This is a genomic window from Jiulongibacter sp. NS-SX5 (assembly GCF_052828545.1).
Map to the genome: position 1 here is coordinate 3,873,566 of NZ_CM128248.1, position 17,852 is coordinate 3,891,417.

The 17,852-nt window shown below is 41.5% G+C and carries 8 protein-coding genes; 5 read left to right on the forward strand and 3 right to left on the reverse strand.

All coding sequences use genetic code 11. The annotated features are described in order from the left end of the window. Complete coding sequence (locus ACUXV0_RS16875; protein ID WP_446190749.1) at positions 1-528, reverse strand: DUF4199 domain-containing protein; 528 nt, start codon at positions 526-528, stop codon at positions 1-3. Positions 529-533: 5 nt separating this feature from the next. Further along, positions 534-1,892: a D-arabinono-1,4-lactone oxidase gene (locus ACUXV0_RS16880; protein WP_446190750.1), complete on the reverse strand. Its 1,359-nt coding sequence runs from the start codon at positions 1,890-1,892 to the stop codon at positions 534-536. 629 nt (positions 1,893-2,521) lie between these two features. Between ACUXV0_RS16880 and ACUXV0_RS16885 the strand changes: the two genes are divergently transcribed. The 5 genes from ACUXV0_RS16885 (at position 2,522) to ACUXV0_RS16905 (ending at position 17,345) form a co-directional block, all read left to right on the forward strand. Then, the gene (locus tag ACUXV0_RS16885; RefSeq protein WP_446190751.1) at positions 2,522-11,764 is read left to right on the forward strand and encodes an Ig-like domain-containing protein; all 9,243 of its coding nucleotides are present in this window, start codon (positions 2,522-2,524) and stop codon (positions 11,762-11,764) included. Between the two features lie 3 nt (positions 11,765-11,767). Beyond that, entirely contained in the window at positions 11,768-13,975 is a 2,208-nt protein-coding gene (locus tag ACUXV0_RS16890) for a SulP family inorganic anion transporter (RefSeq protein ID WP_446190752.1), read from the forward strand. Then, a complete protein-coding gene (locus ACUXV0_RS16895) occupies positions 13,975-14,202 on the forward strand; it encodes a hypothetical protein (protein ID WP_446190753.1) in 228 nt (75 codons plus the stop codon). The genes ACUXV0_RS16890 and ACUXV0_RS16895 overlap by 1 nt, the downstream gene beginning before the upstream one ends. Positions 14,203-14,205: 3 nt before the next feature. Next, complete coding sequence (locus ACUXV0_RS16900) at positions 14,206-14,925, forward strand: SGNH/GDSL hydrolase family protein (protein WP_446190754.1); 720 nt, start codon at positions 14,206-14,208, stop codon at positions 14,923-14,925. 65 nt (positions 14,926-14,990) lie between these two features. Then, entirely contained in the window at positions 14,991-17,345 is a 2,355-nt protein-coding gene (locus tag ACUXV0_RS16905; protein ID WP_446190755.1) for a GH92 family glycosyl hydrolase, read from the forward strand. Between the two features lie 48 nt (positions 17,346-17,393). Here ACUXV0_RS16905 and ACUXV0_RS16910 read toward each other — a convergent pair whose 3' ends face one another. After that, positions 17,394-17,849 (reverse strand): MarR family winged helix-turn-helix transcriptional regulator, encoded by a 456-nt coding sequence (locus ACUXV0_RS16910; protein ID WP_446190756.1) that lies wholly within the window; start codon positions 17,847-17,849, stop codon positions 17,394-17,396. Between the last annotated feature and the right edge of the window lie 3 nt (positions 17,850-17,852).

Here is a 17,852-nt window from a genome sequence, read left to right on the forward strand (position 1 = left end):
CTAGTCTGATTGTCCTTTAGTTCTTAAAATAATGGCTGTTGCTAAAGCTACTAATAAGCCGATAGGAAGAATCTCCATTAAGGTGATGCCGAACTTGAATATGGGGTTTTCATAGTTCTCCATCATTTTATTTACCTCAGCAATTTCTTCTTGCTTCTGGCTATCGGTGATGTCCTTCGCATTGATTTCATCAATGTACATATCAGCTATGCCGTCTACAGCTTCAGGGTATATTCCACTAATAATCATCCAGGTGATGGTGTACATCAGCGATATAATAACTGCCATGGCTACACCGGATCTTAAAGCTTTCTTGAAACCAATATCTCCATGGAATTCTTTGTTTTTGAGATCTCTTACCCCAAAATAAATGAAGGAGAGAGCCACTATCATACTGGCATAACCTATGGTCTGTGACAGACCGAGAGAAGCCTCCGTGTCAATATTGAAAGGAGTGGAGATGGCCAGAACTAAACTGACGATGAGCCCACCTATCAGACCATATTTGAGTGTACTTTTTGAAAACATAAGACTTAACTGTAAAGGTTTTTATCAATGAATTCGTTTCTGAATTTGCCCTTTGGGTCATACTCCGCCACCAAAGCTTTAAAGTCATTGAGTCGGTTATACTTTGATTGCAGTGTTTTTGGTGCCATGGTAAATAGTTTGCCCCAGTGTGGTTTTACATTGAAAGGCTGTAAGGCCGCTTCTATTTTTGGCAATAAAGTGGTTTGTACCTCTTTATGAGGTTTTAGTGTAAAATGAATAGCAATACTTTTCTGACCATTGAAAGGGCTCATCCAAATGCTGTCCTCAGCAATACTCCTGATTTCAGTGATGAACAGGTGAGGAGCTATATCAGCATGCATACGTTCCAGAACTCTAATAGCTTTATAGGCGTCTTCATATGGGACAAAAAATTCGGCCTGTAGTTCATCGCCTTTGCTTGGCATAAAATCCATCTTGAAATGTGGAAGTCTATCATACCAAGGGCCTGCCACTCCCATTTGATCTGTACAGTTTTCTGATGATTCGGTATCTATAGGGTGCATATTTTTCTCTGCCAGTTTTGCCCCGAAAAACTCGGGATCCTGCATTATAGCAGCCTCATCAGTACGACTCTTTATCCAAACCTGATTTATGTTTTGATTTTGCCAATCGGTAAACAAACTGACACTGTAGCCTGCTCCCATAATTTCGTCAAAATGTGTTTCCAGGGCATCCATTGGAAGGTTTCTATAAACCCTTTGCTCTACTTCATAGGCAGGAACCAGATCAAGAGTTACCGTAGATATTACACCAAAACAGCCAAGGTGTACTGCCAAAGCGTTAAACGTCTCGGGGTCAGTTTCTTTGGAGATTTTAACGATATCGCCGTCAGCTTTTATGATTTCATATGCTGCTATTTCTGTAGCAAGGCTGCCATTATTGACCCCACTGCCATGTGTACTGGTAGCGGCTGCTCCGGCAGCAGAAATGTGGGGTAATGAAGCCAGATTTTTCAGGGCGAACCCCTCTTCGGTTATCGCTTTGCAAAAGTCTCCATAACGTGTGCCGGCCTCAATTTGCACCTGTATTTTTTCTTTATCTATCGAAATGGTCTTCTGACGTTTCAATTGTGATAATAATGCATGTTTGCTATCAGCAATGGTATTGAAGCAATGTTGTGTGCCAAGGGCTCTCAACTTTTCTTGCTCTCTGATTAATTGCTGAAGCTCGGCAATGCTCTCAGGATGACTAACATTACCAGTGCTGTAAGTGAGATTACCTGCCCAGTTTTTCACTTTAAGGGTGCTTTGAGTTTCTGTTTCACCAGCACATGACCATAAGGAGCCTAGACTGGCTGAAGCGGCAAATGCCGCGGTTGATTGTACAAAGGTTCTTCTTTTCATAGGTTATAGGGTTGAATTTTGTTCAATATGCAATTGATTCTTCAAATAGACAACACTTGGAAAGTCGAGAGTGGATTTGGCCGGAAGCTTGGAGGGCAAAAAGAAAACCCACCTCTGGACGAGATGGGTTTTGCCTTAAACCATTTTGCTTTTTGCAAGCTTTATAAACTGTACATTGTGAAGATAGGCTAATTCGAGGACTTAGACAAGCCAAATGGTGGTTTAATTTTTTCAATTTTTATTTTTCGGGAAAGCACATTTTGTAGAGTGCAATAGTCGCGAGTATTCCGTAAGAGAAAAGGGTGTTTTTACGCTAAAACCTATTGAGGTGATTAATGAAATTTGATGAGTGAATAAATACTACAAAAATGAAAACAATAGAATTGCTGTCTGCTTTCTTGAGAATCTTAGCGGTTTTAGGGTCTGTCGTTTTGTTGGTTGTGATTTCCAAAAGATTGCTACACTCCATTTCACACAATAGAGGGAGTGAGCTGGAATACAAAAAATAGGTTATCTTCATAAAGGTTAGGGTTAGGTTAAAGTCTGGTTGTGAAATACAGCCAGATTTTTTTGTGAATTACGAGTATAGTATTTTAGGAGTTCGGTAAACCCCTCCGAAGCACCTAAATATGAAAATACTCTACAGCTTTGTTCTGATATTGTTCCTTACTCATTGGACGCAAGCTCAAAATCCATCCTTCAATTCTCAACCTGCCCTTCAAGGTGGTTTTGTTTGTTATGGCTCCACAGCTACAATTAATGCTACTACAGCAAACGCAGATACCTATCAACTAGAAATACAAGATGGTAATACTGGCTCATGGAGTGATTACGGTGGTGTTTCTGGTAGTGCTACGAGTGGTTCAATTAGTATAGCTCTTCCAAATTATACTTTGAGTAATAATTATAGAATCCGTCTGGATAACATAAACGGGCTACAATACAGCAATGAGTTCTTTGTGGATGCTCAGCGGCCGCAGTTTACTGTGCAGCCGCAGAACCAGATTCAATGTTATGATGAGGATGTCAGTTTTTATACCAATGCAGGTTTTGCCACCTACACATGGGAGAAATCTGATGGTGGGGCTTTCACATCGAGCTTAGGGGCAAGACACTCCGGTGGATCTACAAATATCTTGAGTGTTACTGATTTAAATACTGCAAATCATCTTTATAATTATCGTGTCAAAGTTACAGATGCACAAGGCTGTGAAAATACATCCCAAGCTGCTAGCTTATTTGTGAATTACATGAGTACCATTAGACCGACCACTGGTACTGAATTCTGTGAAGGTGAGTCGGGTACATTTTCTGCCACGCTTACAGGTACAGCATCTTCTTTTGAATGGACTTTTGAAGATGCCTCCAATAATTCATTAAGCCCAACACTCTCAACCAATACTGATGATGAAGTGACGGTCTCAAAGATACCCGGAGGATTAAATGAGGTTTTCCTAACCGTGCAGTATAATGCCACCATCATGAATGCCAATGGGACAGTAAGTAATATTACCTGTGAGTATGGCAGGTCTAGAAGTGGATACACTGTGAATGCAAGACCAGATGCACCTATAATTGCCGGCGACAGTGTTTGCGGTTCAGGAACCATGACATTAAATATTGATGAGACAAGTAGAGGTACCTATAACTGGCATGCAGATAGCACGGCCTCATCTTTGGCTGAAGGAGAAAGTTATGATACACCTTCGCTTTCAACTACCACCAAGTATTTTGTAAACGTTACAGACGCGGAGGATTGTCCGAGCGACTTTACCGAGGTCATCGCCAAGGTTAACCCTCTTCCTTCTGCTACCGTTGGAAGCGTTTCTGCCATATGTCCTTCAGAAAATACTTTTACGATACCGTTAAGCAGTATTACGGCGGCAGATAGCTTCAGTATTAGTCTTTCTTCTGGTACTCTAGCTGGCTTCGTTTCTCAGTCTGGATTTATTTCGGGGGCAAACTTAAGTATTAGCTTACCTTCTGCTAAAAATAGTGGGGATTACACGTTTTCTCTTGTTCTGTATAATACGACTTCCAGGTGTGAGTCTTTACCTTATTCTATTCCGCTGAGAGTAAAAGAAAATACCATTTTTACTACAGATATCTCTTCTCTGCGTATTTGTGAAGGAGAGAACTTAAATCTGACAAGTTTAGCTACGGGAGAAGGAACAGTTACCTATGCTTGGTATAAGGATTCGGGATTACTTACGAGTGAAACATCTTCTGATCTAACAATTGCAGAAATAGAGCTTTCTGAGGCTGGTACTTACCAGGTCAGAGCTACAGCCGAGTGTGGTACTATAAACTCTTCATCGGCCGTGGTTACGGTGAATCCTAAAACCAAAATCTCATCCCAGCCACAAAATGTGGAGGTTTGTGAAGGAGCAAATGCCAGTTTCTCAGTAACAGCCACCGGGCATGGGACATTAAGTTATCAGTGGAAAAAGGATGGTGTAAATATTGGTACAAATGCCGCTACTCTAGAACTTGAAAACCTTTCATCGAGTGATCATAATGCTAAAATTACCTGTGTTGTAAGTGGAGATTGTGGAGATTCTACTTCTGCTGAAGCAATCATTACAGTGAATGCTTTGCCTTTAGCACCAGTAGTTTCTGATACCGCATTTTGTCAAAATTCTACCGCCGGGCCAATTGAAGCAGAGGCTTTAACAAACCATACGCTTAATTGGTATGGTACAGACGCCTCGGGTGGTACAGCTAGTTCTACCGCACCCACTCCACCTACAAATGGCACTTCTACATTGAGTTATTATGTATCTCAATCCGGTCCTGAAAATTGCGAAAGTAGCAGGGCTAAAATTGAGGTTAGCTTTACGCCGGCTTTGACTGTTTCTGTCTCCAGTTCTGAATCTCAAGTTTGTCAATATGGAGTTTTGAATAGTACCATCTTTTTTACAGCAAATCCTTTGGGAGGCACAGGTACATATACTTATCAATGGGGAAAAGGAACTGAAGATATTGCGGGAGCAACCAACAAAGAGTACACTGGTGATGGTGCAGGTACTTATTATGTCAAGGTTAAATCAAGTAATTGCGAAGGTCAACAATCAGTAAATATTACTTCCATAGGTCAAAGTCTCTCAAATGCACCGTCAGCGGCCATAAGTGGTGAGAATGTCCCATATGAGTTTTGTGAAGGGGAGTCGGTAACTATCAATGGAACTGCCCAAAATACAGAGACTGGAACTGAACTAAAATGGTATGCCTCACCAAACGCAACAGTTAGCCTAGTCACTGGAAATTCCTATGAAGTTTTGAATATAGGGGCTAGTCAAACAGTCTATTTGACGGAAACTAAAACCTTCGGATTAATTAGCTGTGAAACAGATCGTACTCCGGTAGAATTAAGTGTCAATGAAGCTCCTTCGGTAAGTACATCAATTACCAATGAAAGCTGTGAGTCTGCCAATGATGGTGCCTTTGAATTGACGCCAGGAACATCAAATATCCCTTACAGTTTTAAGTTGAATGATGTTTCTTTTGGGACAGTTTCCAGTTTTACGGGGCTTGACTCCGGGACTTACACGGTCACTCTGCAAGATGCGAATAGTTGTACAGCCACCGCAAACGTAGTGGTAGGTAGTGAACCTTTACCGTCATTTTCAACTCAGCCAACTGATCAGACGAATTGCAAGGGCAATGTCGTTTATTTTGAGGCTATTCCTGCGGATATCAATTTGGCAAGACAATGGCAAATAAAACTTCCTGAAGGTACATGGCAGAATATCACAGGAGAGACAGATACTGAATTACGGGTTGGTTCTATCGGGAACTCTTCAAACCCTGAGGGGACTAATTACCGAATGCTTTTGGGTACGGGTACTTGTCAAAATATGTCTGATGAGGCTGAACTATTTGTGAATGAGTTTACGGAGAATCTAGATAACCAAACAGCATGTGAGGGTGACTTGGTAACCTTTGAACCTCCTTCACCCACTGGGAATATCACCAATTATGAGTGGCAAAAGAGAGTTGGAACCTCCGGGCCATGGGATATCGCAAACTCGGGTTCCACGGCCAACTATGTTATCAATTCAGCAAGCCTATCGGATGATGATACGTATTACCGGGTTAAACTAACCTTCTCAAACCCGGGAGGTGGAACATGTGTAGAAACCTCAGATCAAGGGAAGCTTGACGTCATTGAAGTTACAGAAACAACATTATCTGGTACAGCTGAGATATGCTCAGGAGAAACTACGCAATTGACAGCAACGGGTTGCAACGGAACAGTCACTTGGTCAGATAGTCAAACAGGGAATATAATTAGTGTTAATCCAACTGTTACAACGACCTATTCAGCCAAATGCGAGAATGAAGGCTGTGAGAAAACGGCTATCAATTCAATAGTGATTACCGTCAAGCCAGGTCTGGCAAAACCTTTAATTACAGCCACTAAAACGGAACTGTGCTTCGGCGAAACGGCAGAATTGACTTTAACAGGTTGCTCAGGAAGTATACTTTGGAGTACAAATGAGACTAGTTCGCAAATTAGTGTACAGCCAACTGCCAGTACAAAGTATTCTGCCGAATGTAGTCAAAATGGCTGTACTAGTCCGCCGGCAGATTCTGTAACGATAATAGGGTATCCGGAATTACAGGCCGGTCAAATCTCTGGAACCACGGAGGTTAATTGCTCCGGTTATAATCCTCCTACCATTCAAAGTACTACAGACCCTTCAGGAGGCAAAGGGGAATTGACTGTAAGCTGGGAGATGTCTGAGTCATGTGATGGGTCTGATATTGTATGGTCAACTATAGATGGGGAGAGTGGAAACACCTTTAATCCTTCCACACTGAGTAAGACGACCTGTTACAGAAGGAAAGTTATAGATGAATGTGGAGCAGAGAAATACTCCAATGTTGTGACTATTCAAATTGTAGATGATCCTGAAGTGACTGTTACTGCCTCGGCTGATTCTGTTTGTTCGGCTTCACCATTTACACTGACGGCTGCTATTTCGGGAGGAACAGGAACTTGTACTACGACATGGCAACAAAACTTAAAATCGGGAGCCTCGGGATCATCTTTCTGGGAGGATATCTCAGGGTCAGACTTCACAAATGTGATAACTGGAGTGAGCAATTCAGAAACCACCCACGCCACCATTTATTACCGAGCGATTTATGATTGTGATTTGACCAATTGTAATAAAGCCACCTCGGAGTCTGTAGCAGTGGTGATTGCACCGCAAGTAGCACTCTCTGTTTTATCTGACAAGACTGAGATTTGTGAAGAAGAAGTTGTGAAAATTACGGCTTCTGGTTGCAATGGCACATTGACCTGGAATAATGGGCAGACTGGAAGTACTTTTGACTACTCACCCTATGAGACGGGATATCTCATAGGGACTTGTTTGGTAAAAGGTTGTGATGTTAGTGTCAAGGATTCAGTGAAAATTACGGTAAATCCGGGCATCTCTGCCCCTGGAATAACAGCCACTAAGGATCAAATATGCTTTGGTGATTCATCTGTATTGACAGCTGGCTTTTGTGCCTCAGATCTGCTATGGAGTACTGGTGAGACAAGTACATCTATCATTGTCAAACCTACCGATGCTCAAACTTATACTGTTGTTTGTAAAAATACAGAATGTTCAAGTCCAGTCTCTGAGACTACTGTTATTGGTTCGCCCGAGTTAGTTCCGGGAGATTTGGTTGAATTTACTGCTGTTAATTGTGATGGTTACAACCCATCTACCATCCAAAGCAACACAGACCCCTCAGGAGGTAAAGGGGTATTGACTGTTAGCTGGGAGATGTCTGAGTCATGTGAAGGGTCTGAAATAGTCTGGTCAACTATTGATGGGGAGAGTGGAAGTACCTTTAATCCTTCCACACTGAGTAAGACGACCTGTTACAGAAGGAAAGTAACAGATGAATGTGGAGCTGAGAAATACTCCAATGTAGTGACCATTCAGATTGTAGATGACCCTGAAGTGACTGTTACTGCCTCGGCAGATTCTGTTTGTTCGGCTTCTCCATTTACCCTCACTGCATCTATTTCCGGAGGAACAGGAACTTGTACGACAACATGGCAACAGAATTTGAAATCCGGAGCCTCGGGATCATCTTTCTGGGAGGATATCTCGGGAACAGATTTCACAAATGTGGTAACTGGAGTGAGCAATTCAGAAACCACCCACGCCACCATTTATTATCGAGCAATTTATGATTGTGATTTAACCAATTGTAATAAAGCCACCTCGGAGTCTGTAGCATTGGTGATCAGACCTTCTAATGAGGTCAAACTGAATGTGAGTTCAGATACTACAATTTGTGCAGGCAATCCTATCAATTTGGTGGCGAGTTCATGTGGAGGTACTGTAAGCTGGAACGATGGAAGCACAGAATCCTCAAGAACTGTTTATCCGAGTTCTGATCTTACATACACAGTAACATGTTCGGGAGCTTGTGGCACATTCACAGCTAGTACCACGGTAAAGGTTTTGGAAGGGCTGCCAGCTCCGGTAAGTACTACCCCAATTTCTGCCATCCAGCCAGATACACTCTTTTTCTCGGCATCAGGCTCAAATTTAACCTGGTATTTCGCAGATCATGCTGATTCTACTTTGGCTTCTGCTCCGAAGGCTTTTGAAGTAGGAGACTACACGTATTGGGTTAGTCAGTCAGATGATAAGTGTGTAAGTCCAAGGACTAAAGTATTTGGTACAGTTTACCCGAAATTAGCTTTAACGGCAGAGTTATATGATCAGTATGACTGTGAAGGTAACTCTGTGAACTTCCAGGTAAAGGCAGAAGGTGCCGGAGATCTGGTTTACCGTTGGCAACGAAAACGACCGGGTGAAACGGAATTTACCAATGTCTCCGATGAAGATGATGGCATCAAAAATGCACAGCAAGCTACATTGAGAGTATCGGCGGTTGGGGATAAGGATAATCCTCATTTGTCTCAGTATCGATGTATTGTTGGCGATTCTGTTTCTATTTTGTACACCGACCCTCGCACGCTTTATGCTAATGTGGTCAATAGAACTTTACCAAATCTAGATGCTTGTGTAGGCCAGGATTTTGAGATAGACTTATTCGGATTTTTGGAGATTATTGGGGACGTAAAAGGGTATCAATGGCAGGTGAGAGATGATCAGGAAAAAGAGTGGGTAGATTTGGAAAACGACGGTTTTATTACCGGAGTAAATACCAGCAAGCTGTCTTTTACAAATCTACAACCATGGCATAGCAGAAAATATAGATGTAGTATTTTGTTCAACACCGGAGGTTTTGAATGTACCGAGAATACGGATCAAACAGAACTCTCGGTTGGAGAATATCCTCAAAGACCACCAGATCTGTCAGTAGATTACTGTCAAGGAGAAACCACTCGTTCTCTCAGTTATAATGCCAAACCTTTTGATGATAGATGGTATTTGTCAAATAATGACGAAGATCTGGGGATGACCCGACAGCCCAAAGTAAGTTCAGATACTGCCGGAACATTTATATGGTATTTTGCAGCGGAATCGGATGAAGGTTGTGCCAGTGAAAAAGCAAAATATACCATAACTATTCATCCGGAGCCTGATGCTCCTCAAAACACTACTCCTCCTACGGTTTTTGAAGGAGATACTCTAACCTTTACGGCCAAAGGAGAGAACCTGACTTGGTATTTGTCGAGAACAGGAAAGAGCTTCGAACCTCAGTCGCCTCCACGTTTTACTGAAGTGGATGTATATGATTTCTGGGTTTCTCAAACTTCTGAATTTGAATGCGAGAGCCCAAGAACCTATGTAGTTTCAGAAATCATAGGTACACTTGGGTTTAAAGAACCATTGGAAAGTCTGGCAGATTGTGAGGGTAACTCTGTGAGGTTTATTTCAGAGCCCAAAGGATTCAGACCTTTCACGTTCAAATGGCAAAAAAGGCTGCCCGGAGATAGCTTATTTGTTGATATCCCAGACGAATTTGAAGAAGACCTGTTGGTGTCAAATATTGGTTCATCCGAAAATCCTCATTTGACCGAGTATCGGGTGATTCTTACCGACTCCACCGGAGATAGTACCATTTCTAATCCTGCTATTTTGACCGTGAATGAGGTTTCCGGAGTAATTTCAGAGCAAGTGTACTGCCAAGGTTCTGACTTTAAAGTTGATACGAGCGGCTTGGTCATCATCGGGAAACTCAGAAGTGTTGAATTGCAAAAGCAGAATGGCAGATCCTGGAAAACATTGGCAGAATCAGTTGACTTCAATTTCGGAAGAGTTTCTTCAGACAGTTTGGCCACAGGAGATTTTAGATTACGATTTGTACTCGCAGGAGAAAGAGGTGGTACATGTTCCAGAAGTTCGCCAGAGTTTTCGATTCGTGTTTCTCCGGCCCCAGAAAAGCCGGGCCGTTTAGAACAAACGATTTGTCAATATGGGATGCCAGACCTCCCTGTATTACGAGCATTTACCTACAATTGGTATGATCAGGATACGGTGGCTATTAACAAGCAAAGTCTATCATTCACTTCAGGTGTTGACCTTTTTTATCTATACAGTTGGGAAGATATTCACGGTTGTGAAAGTGCTATAGATTCTGTGATTTTAACAGTTCTACCTGCACCCCCAAATATCCTGGAAGATTCTACCTATAGTCTGTGTGGTCTGGATAGTCTGGAGCAGCTTCAGTTACCCGATAGTTTGGAATTTAATATTTATACTGATTCACTTTTGACCCAAAAACTAGTTGATAGTTCATTCAGCAGGTCAGATTCGGTTATGACCTTGTATGTAACAATGCAGCTGGATTCCATATGTCAAAGTCAGCCAGTCAAGATGAACTTGATTCTCAATGATTGTTATTTAGGAATTGAAGAACGAGAGTGTGATGTAGTGGCTTCTAAAGAGGTTTCGGGTAATGGCTGGGAGCATATTCGGAATGAAAATGGAGATATTGTATTGAGTATAAATGCAGAAGAACAAGATCTCGGGAAGGTAGAGATAAGTCTGAAGCAGCAAGGAGTAGAGCCTATTATGACAAGTGGTGGCACGGCTTATTTGCCGAGGTATTATCACATATCTGCTGGAAATGAAACGTTGGATAGTCTTGAAGTCAGAGTCTATTTTACCAGAGAGGAGGTAGAAGAGTACCTGGCATCCGTGAACTCTGCCGAGCAGAACGACGGACTTTATCAGATTGTAAGTTATACGGGAAATAATGCCGACTGCAGCCTGGATAATAATGATAACTTCTCGAATGGTGAAAGCTGGGTTATTGCTAAGGATCAGCAAATAGAGGATATCAATACAGAGTTTGTTTCTTTCACATTTAAAATGATCAATGGTTCTGAAATAGGGATTACTTCTAATCCTTTCGCTGAGCTGAATACATTGGAGGTAGAAACCGTGGCTACTGCCGCAAATCTTAGCTGGAAAGCCAATCGCTCAATTAGAACCTCTCAGATTTTGATTGAAAAAAGTAGGGATGATAATGAATGGATTTTTGTGGCAAATCTATCTGCAAACATACGTGAGCATGTGGATTATTTCCCATATGAAGGGAATTCAAGCTATAGGATCGTAAGTATTGACTGGGATGGTACCAGGAAAGTCTTAGCTCAGCAAGCATATTATTACGCCTCAGGTGGGCCAAGTTGTTTTACTTATCCCAATCCGTCAAGAGCGGGCTCTGCCGTAAATCTTTATCACAGAGATATCGAGCCTAAAAGTATTCAATTGTTTGATATGGCTGGTATGCAGGTTCCTGTTTCCCTTAGTCAGAACTCCCCAAATACGCAAAAGATGCATTTTCTTTCGGATATGAAAGAGGGAGTTTATATTTTGAGGATTCGCGGTGAAAATCAGAAGCACTGTGAGTGGAAATTGATTCGTCAGAATTTGAACTAACCTATGACCCTAAAGACTTTTTTTAACGACAATCTTGCCAAAAATATCTTTGCAGGATTAGTCGTATCTCTTATTGCCTTGCCACTTGGTTTGGGCCTTGCTTTAGCCTCCGGTGCTCCTCCGGTAGCTGGTGTGATTGCTGCGATTGTAGGTGGTATTGTGGTATCCATTTTGGGAGGCTCTCATGTTACTATTGCTGGGCCGGGAAATGGGCTTGTAGTCGCGGTCCTTGGAGCCATTACAGTTTTAGGTCAAGGGGATATATACCAAGGTTATCTATATACCTTGGCCGCCATAATTATTTCAGGGGCTTTTATTGCCATTTTAGCTTTTGTGAATCTGGGCAAATTATCAAACTTTTTCCCGGGTTCTGCCATACAAGGAATGCTTGCTGCTATTGGTATTATCATACTTTCTAAGCAGTTCCACATTATGGTTGGTAACCTAGAGGCTTCAGGTTCACCTTTAGAACTTCTTTTGAGTATTCCTAAATCTGTAATTTCCTGTTTTACAGACTCTTCAAAACATGCCGCAGGCATCGCCGGAGTCAGCAGCTTACTGATTATGGTTTTTTATTCCAGAATCAGAAACAAGTATTTTCAGTTGGTGCCGGCTCCGATGTGGATAGTCCTTATTTCTATTGCCCTTGCCAAGATTTATGAGAGTAGGGCAGGTGTGGTACATCCTATTTCGGAGGAATATCTGGTGAGTATTCCCGATAACGTATTGTCTTCTTTTCCGAGGCCAGATTTCTCAAAAGTTTTGAATGCAGATTTTTTGATGGCGGTGTTTACCATAACCTTGATTGCGAGTATTGAGTCGTTGTTGTCTATCAAAGCTATTGACAAATTAGACCCTCGCCGCAGGCAGTCTCAGGTAAATAAGGATCTAAAAGCTCTGGGTTTGGCCACGGTGATCTCGGGCTTCTTGGGTGGGTTGAATGTGGTAACAGTTATAGCCCGAAGCTCGGTAAATGTCAATAATAATGCTTCAAACAGGTCTGCCAATTTCTTTCATGCGGCTTTCTTGGTTGTTTTCATTTTGCTCTTTAAAGAGCAATTAGAATATATTCCTTTTCCTGCTTTAGCGGCTATACTGGTATATACAGGGTATAAATTGGCCTCGCCAGCTATCTTGAAAAAGATTAGTGATATTGGCCGTGAGCAGCTGCTAATTTTTTTGGTGACTCTTGTAACCACTCTTTTGACCAGCCTCATTATTGGAATCGCTACGGGTATCGTTACAACCATACTGGTTCATGCAGTTTTGACTAAGAATGTTAAGCTGTTTTTCCATAATTTTACCACTGATAATATTGAAACCTTTAATGAAGAAGATGGTAAGCTTCATATTACGGTTAAACACTTTTCTTCTTTTGTTAACTTCTTCAGACTAAAAAGTGTAATTGACAAAGTAAAGACCTCAGATAGGGTAGTTGTAGATTTTTTGCAATGCCAGTTTGTAGATCATACTGTGATGGAAAATCTATGGGACTACGAACAAATATTTGATAAAAATGGAGGGGAATTTGAAGTAGTAGGCTTAGACCTTCATAGTGCAGAATCTTCGCATCCTTTTGCTCTAAGGAGAGCACTCAAGTTTGTGCCTTTTGTCAAAACAGAGTCTCAAACAAAAAGACAGAGGGCCATTGCCGAATTTATGGAAGACAAGAACTGGAATTTCTCCATTGCCAATGATTATCATATGTTCTTCCTTAGAGATTTTGATTATTTCAAAACCCGTCAGGTAGATCACCTTTATAATATTGGTCAGGACAAAAAGAAAGTCTTCAAACTCTTTGATATTGAGTATTCTGAAGGTGCATTTATTCTGGAAGAAGAGCTGCATGCTACAATGCTCTACATAAACACGGGTAAAAAGATACCGGCATTCACCCTTGATAAAGGCGATTTTTACGAGCGAATTCAATACCTCAGTGCCTATAAAGAAATTAAGTTTAAGTCTTTCCGGGATTTTGCAAGAAGGTTTACATTGAGAGGAGAGAACATTAGGGGTATAAGAAGGTTTTTTACTGATGAACTCGTTTTGTTTTTTGAGAGTAATAATTACTACCATTTAGAGTCAAACGGTAAAGGTGGCCTCTTAATCATGGACAAAGAAAGGCACAGTGGAGTGGGAGAGATAAAAGGTATGGTTGACTTTGGAATACGTCTTGCGGCCCTAATTGAAAAAGAACACAAACAGAAATAATGGATTTCGATTTTAAGAAATATCACGTCAGAGCCATGAATGCTGCCAGCCAAGCTGAAAAGGCGGCAATAAATAAAGAGCTAAAGGAGTATTACGCGGGTCTTCCTGAAGATCAAAAAGCGGCTTTTAACGAGCAGCTACAAAGCTTTCTGATCAAAGAAATGGCCAATATAAAGTCTGTTTATGATGGTGTAAAGAGTGAAAGTGATTCTTCAAAAAACAATTAACCAGTGGACAGAAGAGCATTTCTAGCTGCAAATATGGGCGGTCTGGCATTGCAGAGTCATACGGATAGTCCGGCCAAACGCTTTTTGTTTATAGGAGACTCAATCACCGATGGAAATAGAGGCAGAAATGAAGATCCTAACCATATTCTTGGGCATGGGTTTGTTTTCAATATTGCTTCGCAATTAGGTGCTGAATACCCACTTAATGGTCTCGACTTTTTCAATAGAGGAATTAGTGGTAATACGGTTCTGGATCTTGAAAGTAGATGGGATAAGGATTGTATAAGCCTAAACCCCGAGGTGTTGGCGGTAATGGTCGGTATCAATGATTTTTACTTCCAAGTTACTGAAAATAGAGAGGGTTGTACACCTGAGAATTTTGAGAAACACTACCTTAAAATTCTCATGGAGGCAAGGGCAAAGAACCCCAATTTAAAACTAATCATAATGTCTCCCTTCCTTATTCCGATTAAGAAAAAGCATGGGCTACTATATGATAGCCATGGAAATTTGTTTGAAGAATATCATGCTGCTGCAAAACATGTAGCGAAGAAAACAGGTGCAGTATTTATAGATCTTCAACCATTATTTCTGGAGGCTAGATCGCCCAATTATGAATACTGGATTTGGGATGGAATTCACCCAACTTACAGAGGACATTATCTGATAGCCCAACGATGGATTGAAGAAGTGAGGAAGAAGTTTAAATGGTTTAGAAAGTAGATGAATATATTCAGAAGACTCATTTAAATAACTAATTTCGAGTCCAATACAATCTTTTCCTATACATGAAGAATCTTTTCATCACCTTTTTGGTGTTATGTGTCCACATTACTTCTGCCCAAAAAAGACCCGTTGACCTTGTTTATCCACAGCTGGATGCCGCCAATTCCAGGTGGTTTTTTTTCAATTCTGCCAGCCGACCTTTCGGCATGGTAAACTTAAGTCCTGATAATGCCATAAATGCTGACTGGAATGCCGGTTACCGATACCATAAGGATAGTATAAAGTGTTTTAGCCATGTTCATGGTTGGCAGCTATCAGGAATTCCGGTGATGCCGGTGGTTGGAGAAGTTCATGGAGAGCAGGGCTCAGATGCGTATGGATCGCCTTTTAGTCATGATACAGAGATTATTCAGCCAGGTTATCATAAAGTAAAATTAGATGCCTATGGTATTACGGCTGAGCTGAGCTCTACTAGCCGGGTTGGCTTTCATCAGTATACGTTTCCAGAGTCCACTTATAGTCATATTCTATTTGATTTTACTACTCATCTTGGCCCTTCTGCTACCGAGCGAGGGTATGTGAAAAAAGTAAGCGATACCGAAATTGAGGGCTTTGCAGTGATGGGGCCTACCATCAGACGACCGAAGTCAATAAAAATTTACTTTGTTGCACGTTTTGATAAACCCTTCGATCATATTTCGGGATGGGAAAGAGGAAGAGAACAAGAGTTTAAAAATGATTTTATAGAAGGTAAAGAAATAGGTGCTTATGTCAGTTTTGCCACTCAAAAGGGAGAAAAAAGAAAGATGAAAGTGGCTATTTCATATGTGAACACTACTCAGGCAAGACTGAACATGGATGAGGAATTGCCCTATTGGGATTTTGAACAATGCGTACGAGAAAGCCAGGAGCAATGGAACAGCCTATTGAGTAGACTAAAAGTAGAAGGTGGGTCTGAACAGCAGCAACGTCGATTCTACACAGATCTTTGGCATGCTCTTCAAGGCAGAAGAATCGTATCAGATGTCAATGGAAAATATATTGATTACACGGGCGATTATCCACGAGCTGGCCAGATCCCGCTTGATGCCTCTGGGAAACCTAAGTTTAATCACCATAATTCTGATTCATTTTGGGGAGCACAGTGGACTATCAATACTTTATGGCATTTGGTCTATCCGGAGGTTACAGAGTCTTTTGTGAATTCTATGCTTTTAATGTACAAGGACGGTGGCCTGGTTCCTAGAGGACCTTCCGGCGGGAACTATACTTATGTCATGACCGGAGCTGCCACCACGCCTTTTATTGTAAGTGCCTATTTGAAAGGAATTAGAGGTTTTGATACTGAGGAGATATATGAAGGCTTGCGAAAAAATCACTTCTCAGGTGGAATGATGAGTAAGGCAGGCTATGAGCATACCACTACTAAAGGTGGAGGGATAGAGTTTTATATAGAAAGGGGTTATGTGCCGCATCCTTTGAGTAAAATTAAGTATGGATTTCATATGGATGGTTCCACCCAGACTTTGGAGTATTCCTACCAGGATTATGCCCTGGCACAGCTGGCTCACCAACTTGGAAAGTCAGAGGACTATCAGGATTTTATGTGGAGGTCTCAGAACTATAAGAAAATTTGGAACGAAAGCATTAAGCATTTTTGGAACAGAAATCTTGATGGAGATTGGGTTCAGCCTATTGATGTATTACAATATGACCATGGCTGGGAAGAGGGGAATGCTGCTCAGTACAGATGGTTTGTACCGCATGATGTCAAAGGATTAATCGGTCTATTTGGTGGCGAAAATATCTTTGTGAGTGAATTGAATCGAGCTTTTGAATCTGCTGAGAAGCATGATTTTGTGTCTGGTGAAGCTCATGACCAGGAACTGGTAGAAGATTTTAGAAGAGTAAAAATTAATTATGGCAACCAGCCGAGTATTCAGACGGCCTACCTTTTTAACTATGCCGGTGCTCCATGGCTAACGCAATATTGGGGAAGAAAAGTGGTGGAGAAGGTATACAGTGACCTGAGCCCTGATCTGGGTTACAGCGGGGATGAAGATCAAGGCTTAATGGGGAGTTTGGCTGTCTTGATGAAAACAGGCTTGTTCTCTGTGAACGGAGGGACGTATCCCGAACCTTTTTATGAACTAGGTAGTCCAGTTTTTGACAAAATTACTATTGACTTAAATCCTGACTACTATCCAGGAGGGTCTTTCACTATTGAGACAATGAATAATTCTTCTGAGAATGTTTACATCCGTTCGGCCATGCTGAATGGCAAAAGCTGGAAGAAGTCTTGGATCCCACATGAAACGCTTGTGAAGGGTGGTAAATTGACCTTAGAGATGAGTAGTAAGCCAAATAAAAGATGGGGCACAAAAGAGGCGCTCTTGCCACCATCTTTTTCTGAATAACAAGGATTACTGAGCTAATCGAAATTGTCGGACTCTTAATACAGTAGATCATGCAACTGAAGTGTCTAGTGTTTGTATGATCTGTTGAAGTGTTTTTCTCAATAAGTGAAATTCTTTGGCCGAACTTTGATCATTATCAAAAGTCTGAAACAAACTCTGAGGGATACATTCCGCTTCTGATTTTAAAGCAGAGCCCGTGGAAGTAATGCTGATTAGGACCTTACGTTCATCTTCCTGAGATCTTGTTCTAGTGAGCAGCCCTTTAGCCTCCATACGTTTTAGTAGAGGTGTAAGCGTATTGCTTTCCAAGTACAATCGTTGGCTAATTTCACCTACACTGAGCTCCTCATGCTCCCATAGCAACATCAAAACCAAATACTGAGGATAGGTGATGTTTAGTTGCTTCAGAAATGGAGCGTATTGCTGAGTTATGAGCCTTGAAATAGCGTAAAATGGAAAACACAGCTGGTCTTCCAGCAATAATGAAACTTCTTCCTGAGGCATATT

Coding starts and splice junctions, on each gene's coding strand:
- ACUXV0_RS16875 (WP_446190749.1), bottom strand. CDS start 528: ATGTTTTCAAAAAGTACACTCAAATATGGTCTGATAGGTGGGCTCATC.
- ACUXV0_RS16880 (WP_446190750.1), bottom strand. CDS start 1,892: ATGAAAAGAAGAACCTTTGTACAATCAACCGCGGCATTTGCCGCTTCA.
- ACUXV0_RS16885 (WP_446190751.1), top strand. CDS start 2,522: ATGAAAATACTCTACAGCTTTGTTCTGATATTGTTCCTTACTCATTGG.
- ACUXV0_RS16890 (WP_446190752.1), top strand. CDS start 11,768: ATGACCCTAAAGACTTTTTTTAACGACAATCTTGCCAAAAATATCTTT.
- ACUXV0_RS16895 (WP_446190753.1), top strand. CDS start 13,975: ATGGATTTCGATTTTAAGAAATATCACGTCAGAGCCATGAATGCTGCC.
- ACUXV0_RS16905 (WP_446190755.1), top strand. CDS start 14,991: ATGAAGAATCTTTTCATCACCTTTTTGGTGTTATGTGTCCACATTACT.
- ACUXV0_RS16910 (WP_446190756.1), bottom strand. CDS start 17,849: ATGCCTCAGGAAGAAGTTTCATTATTGCTGGAAGACCAGCTGTGTTTT.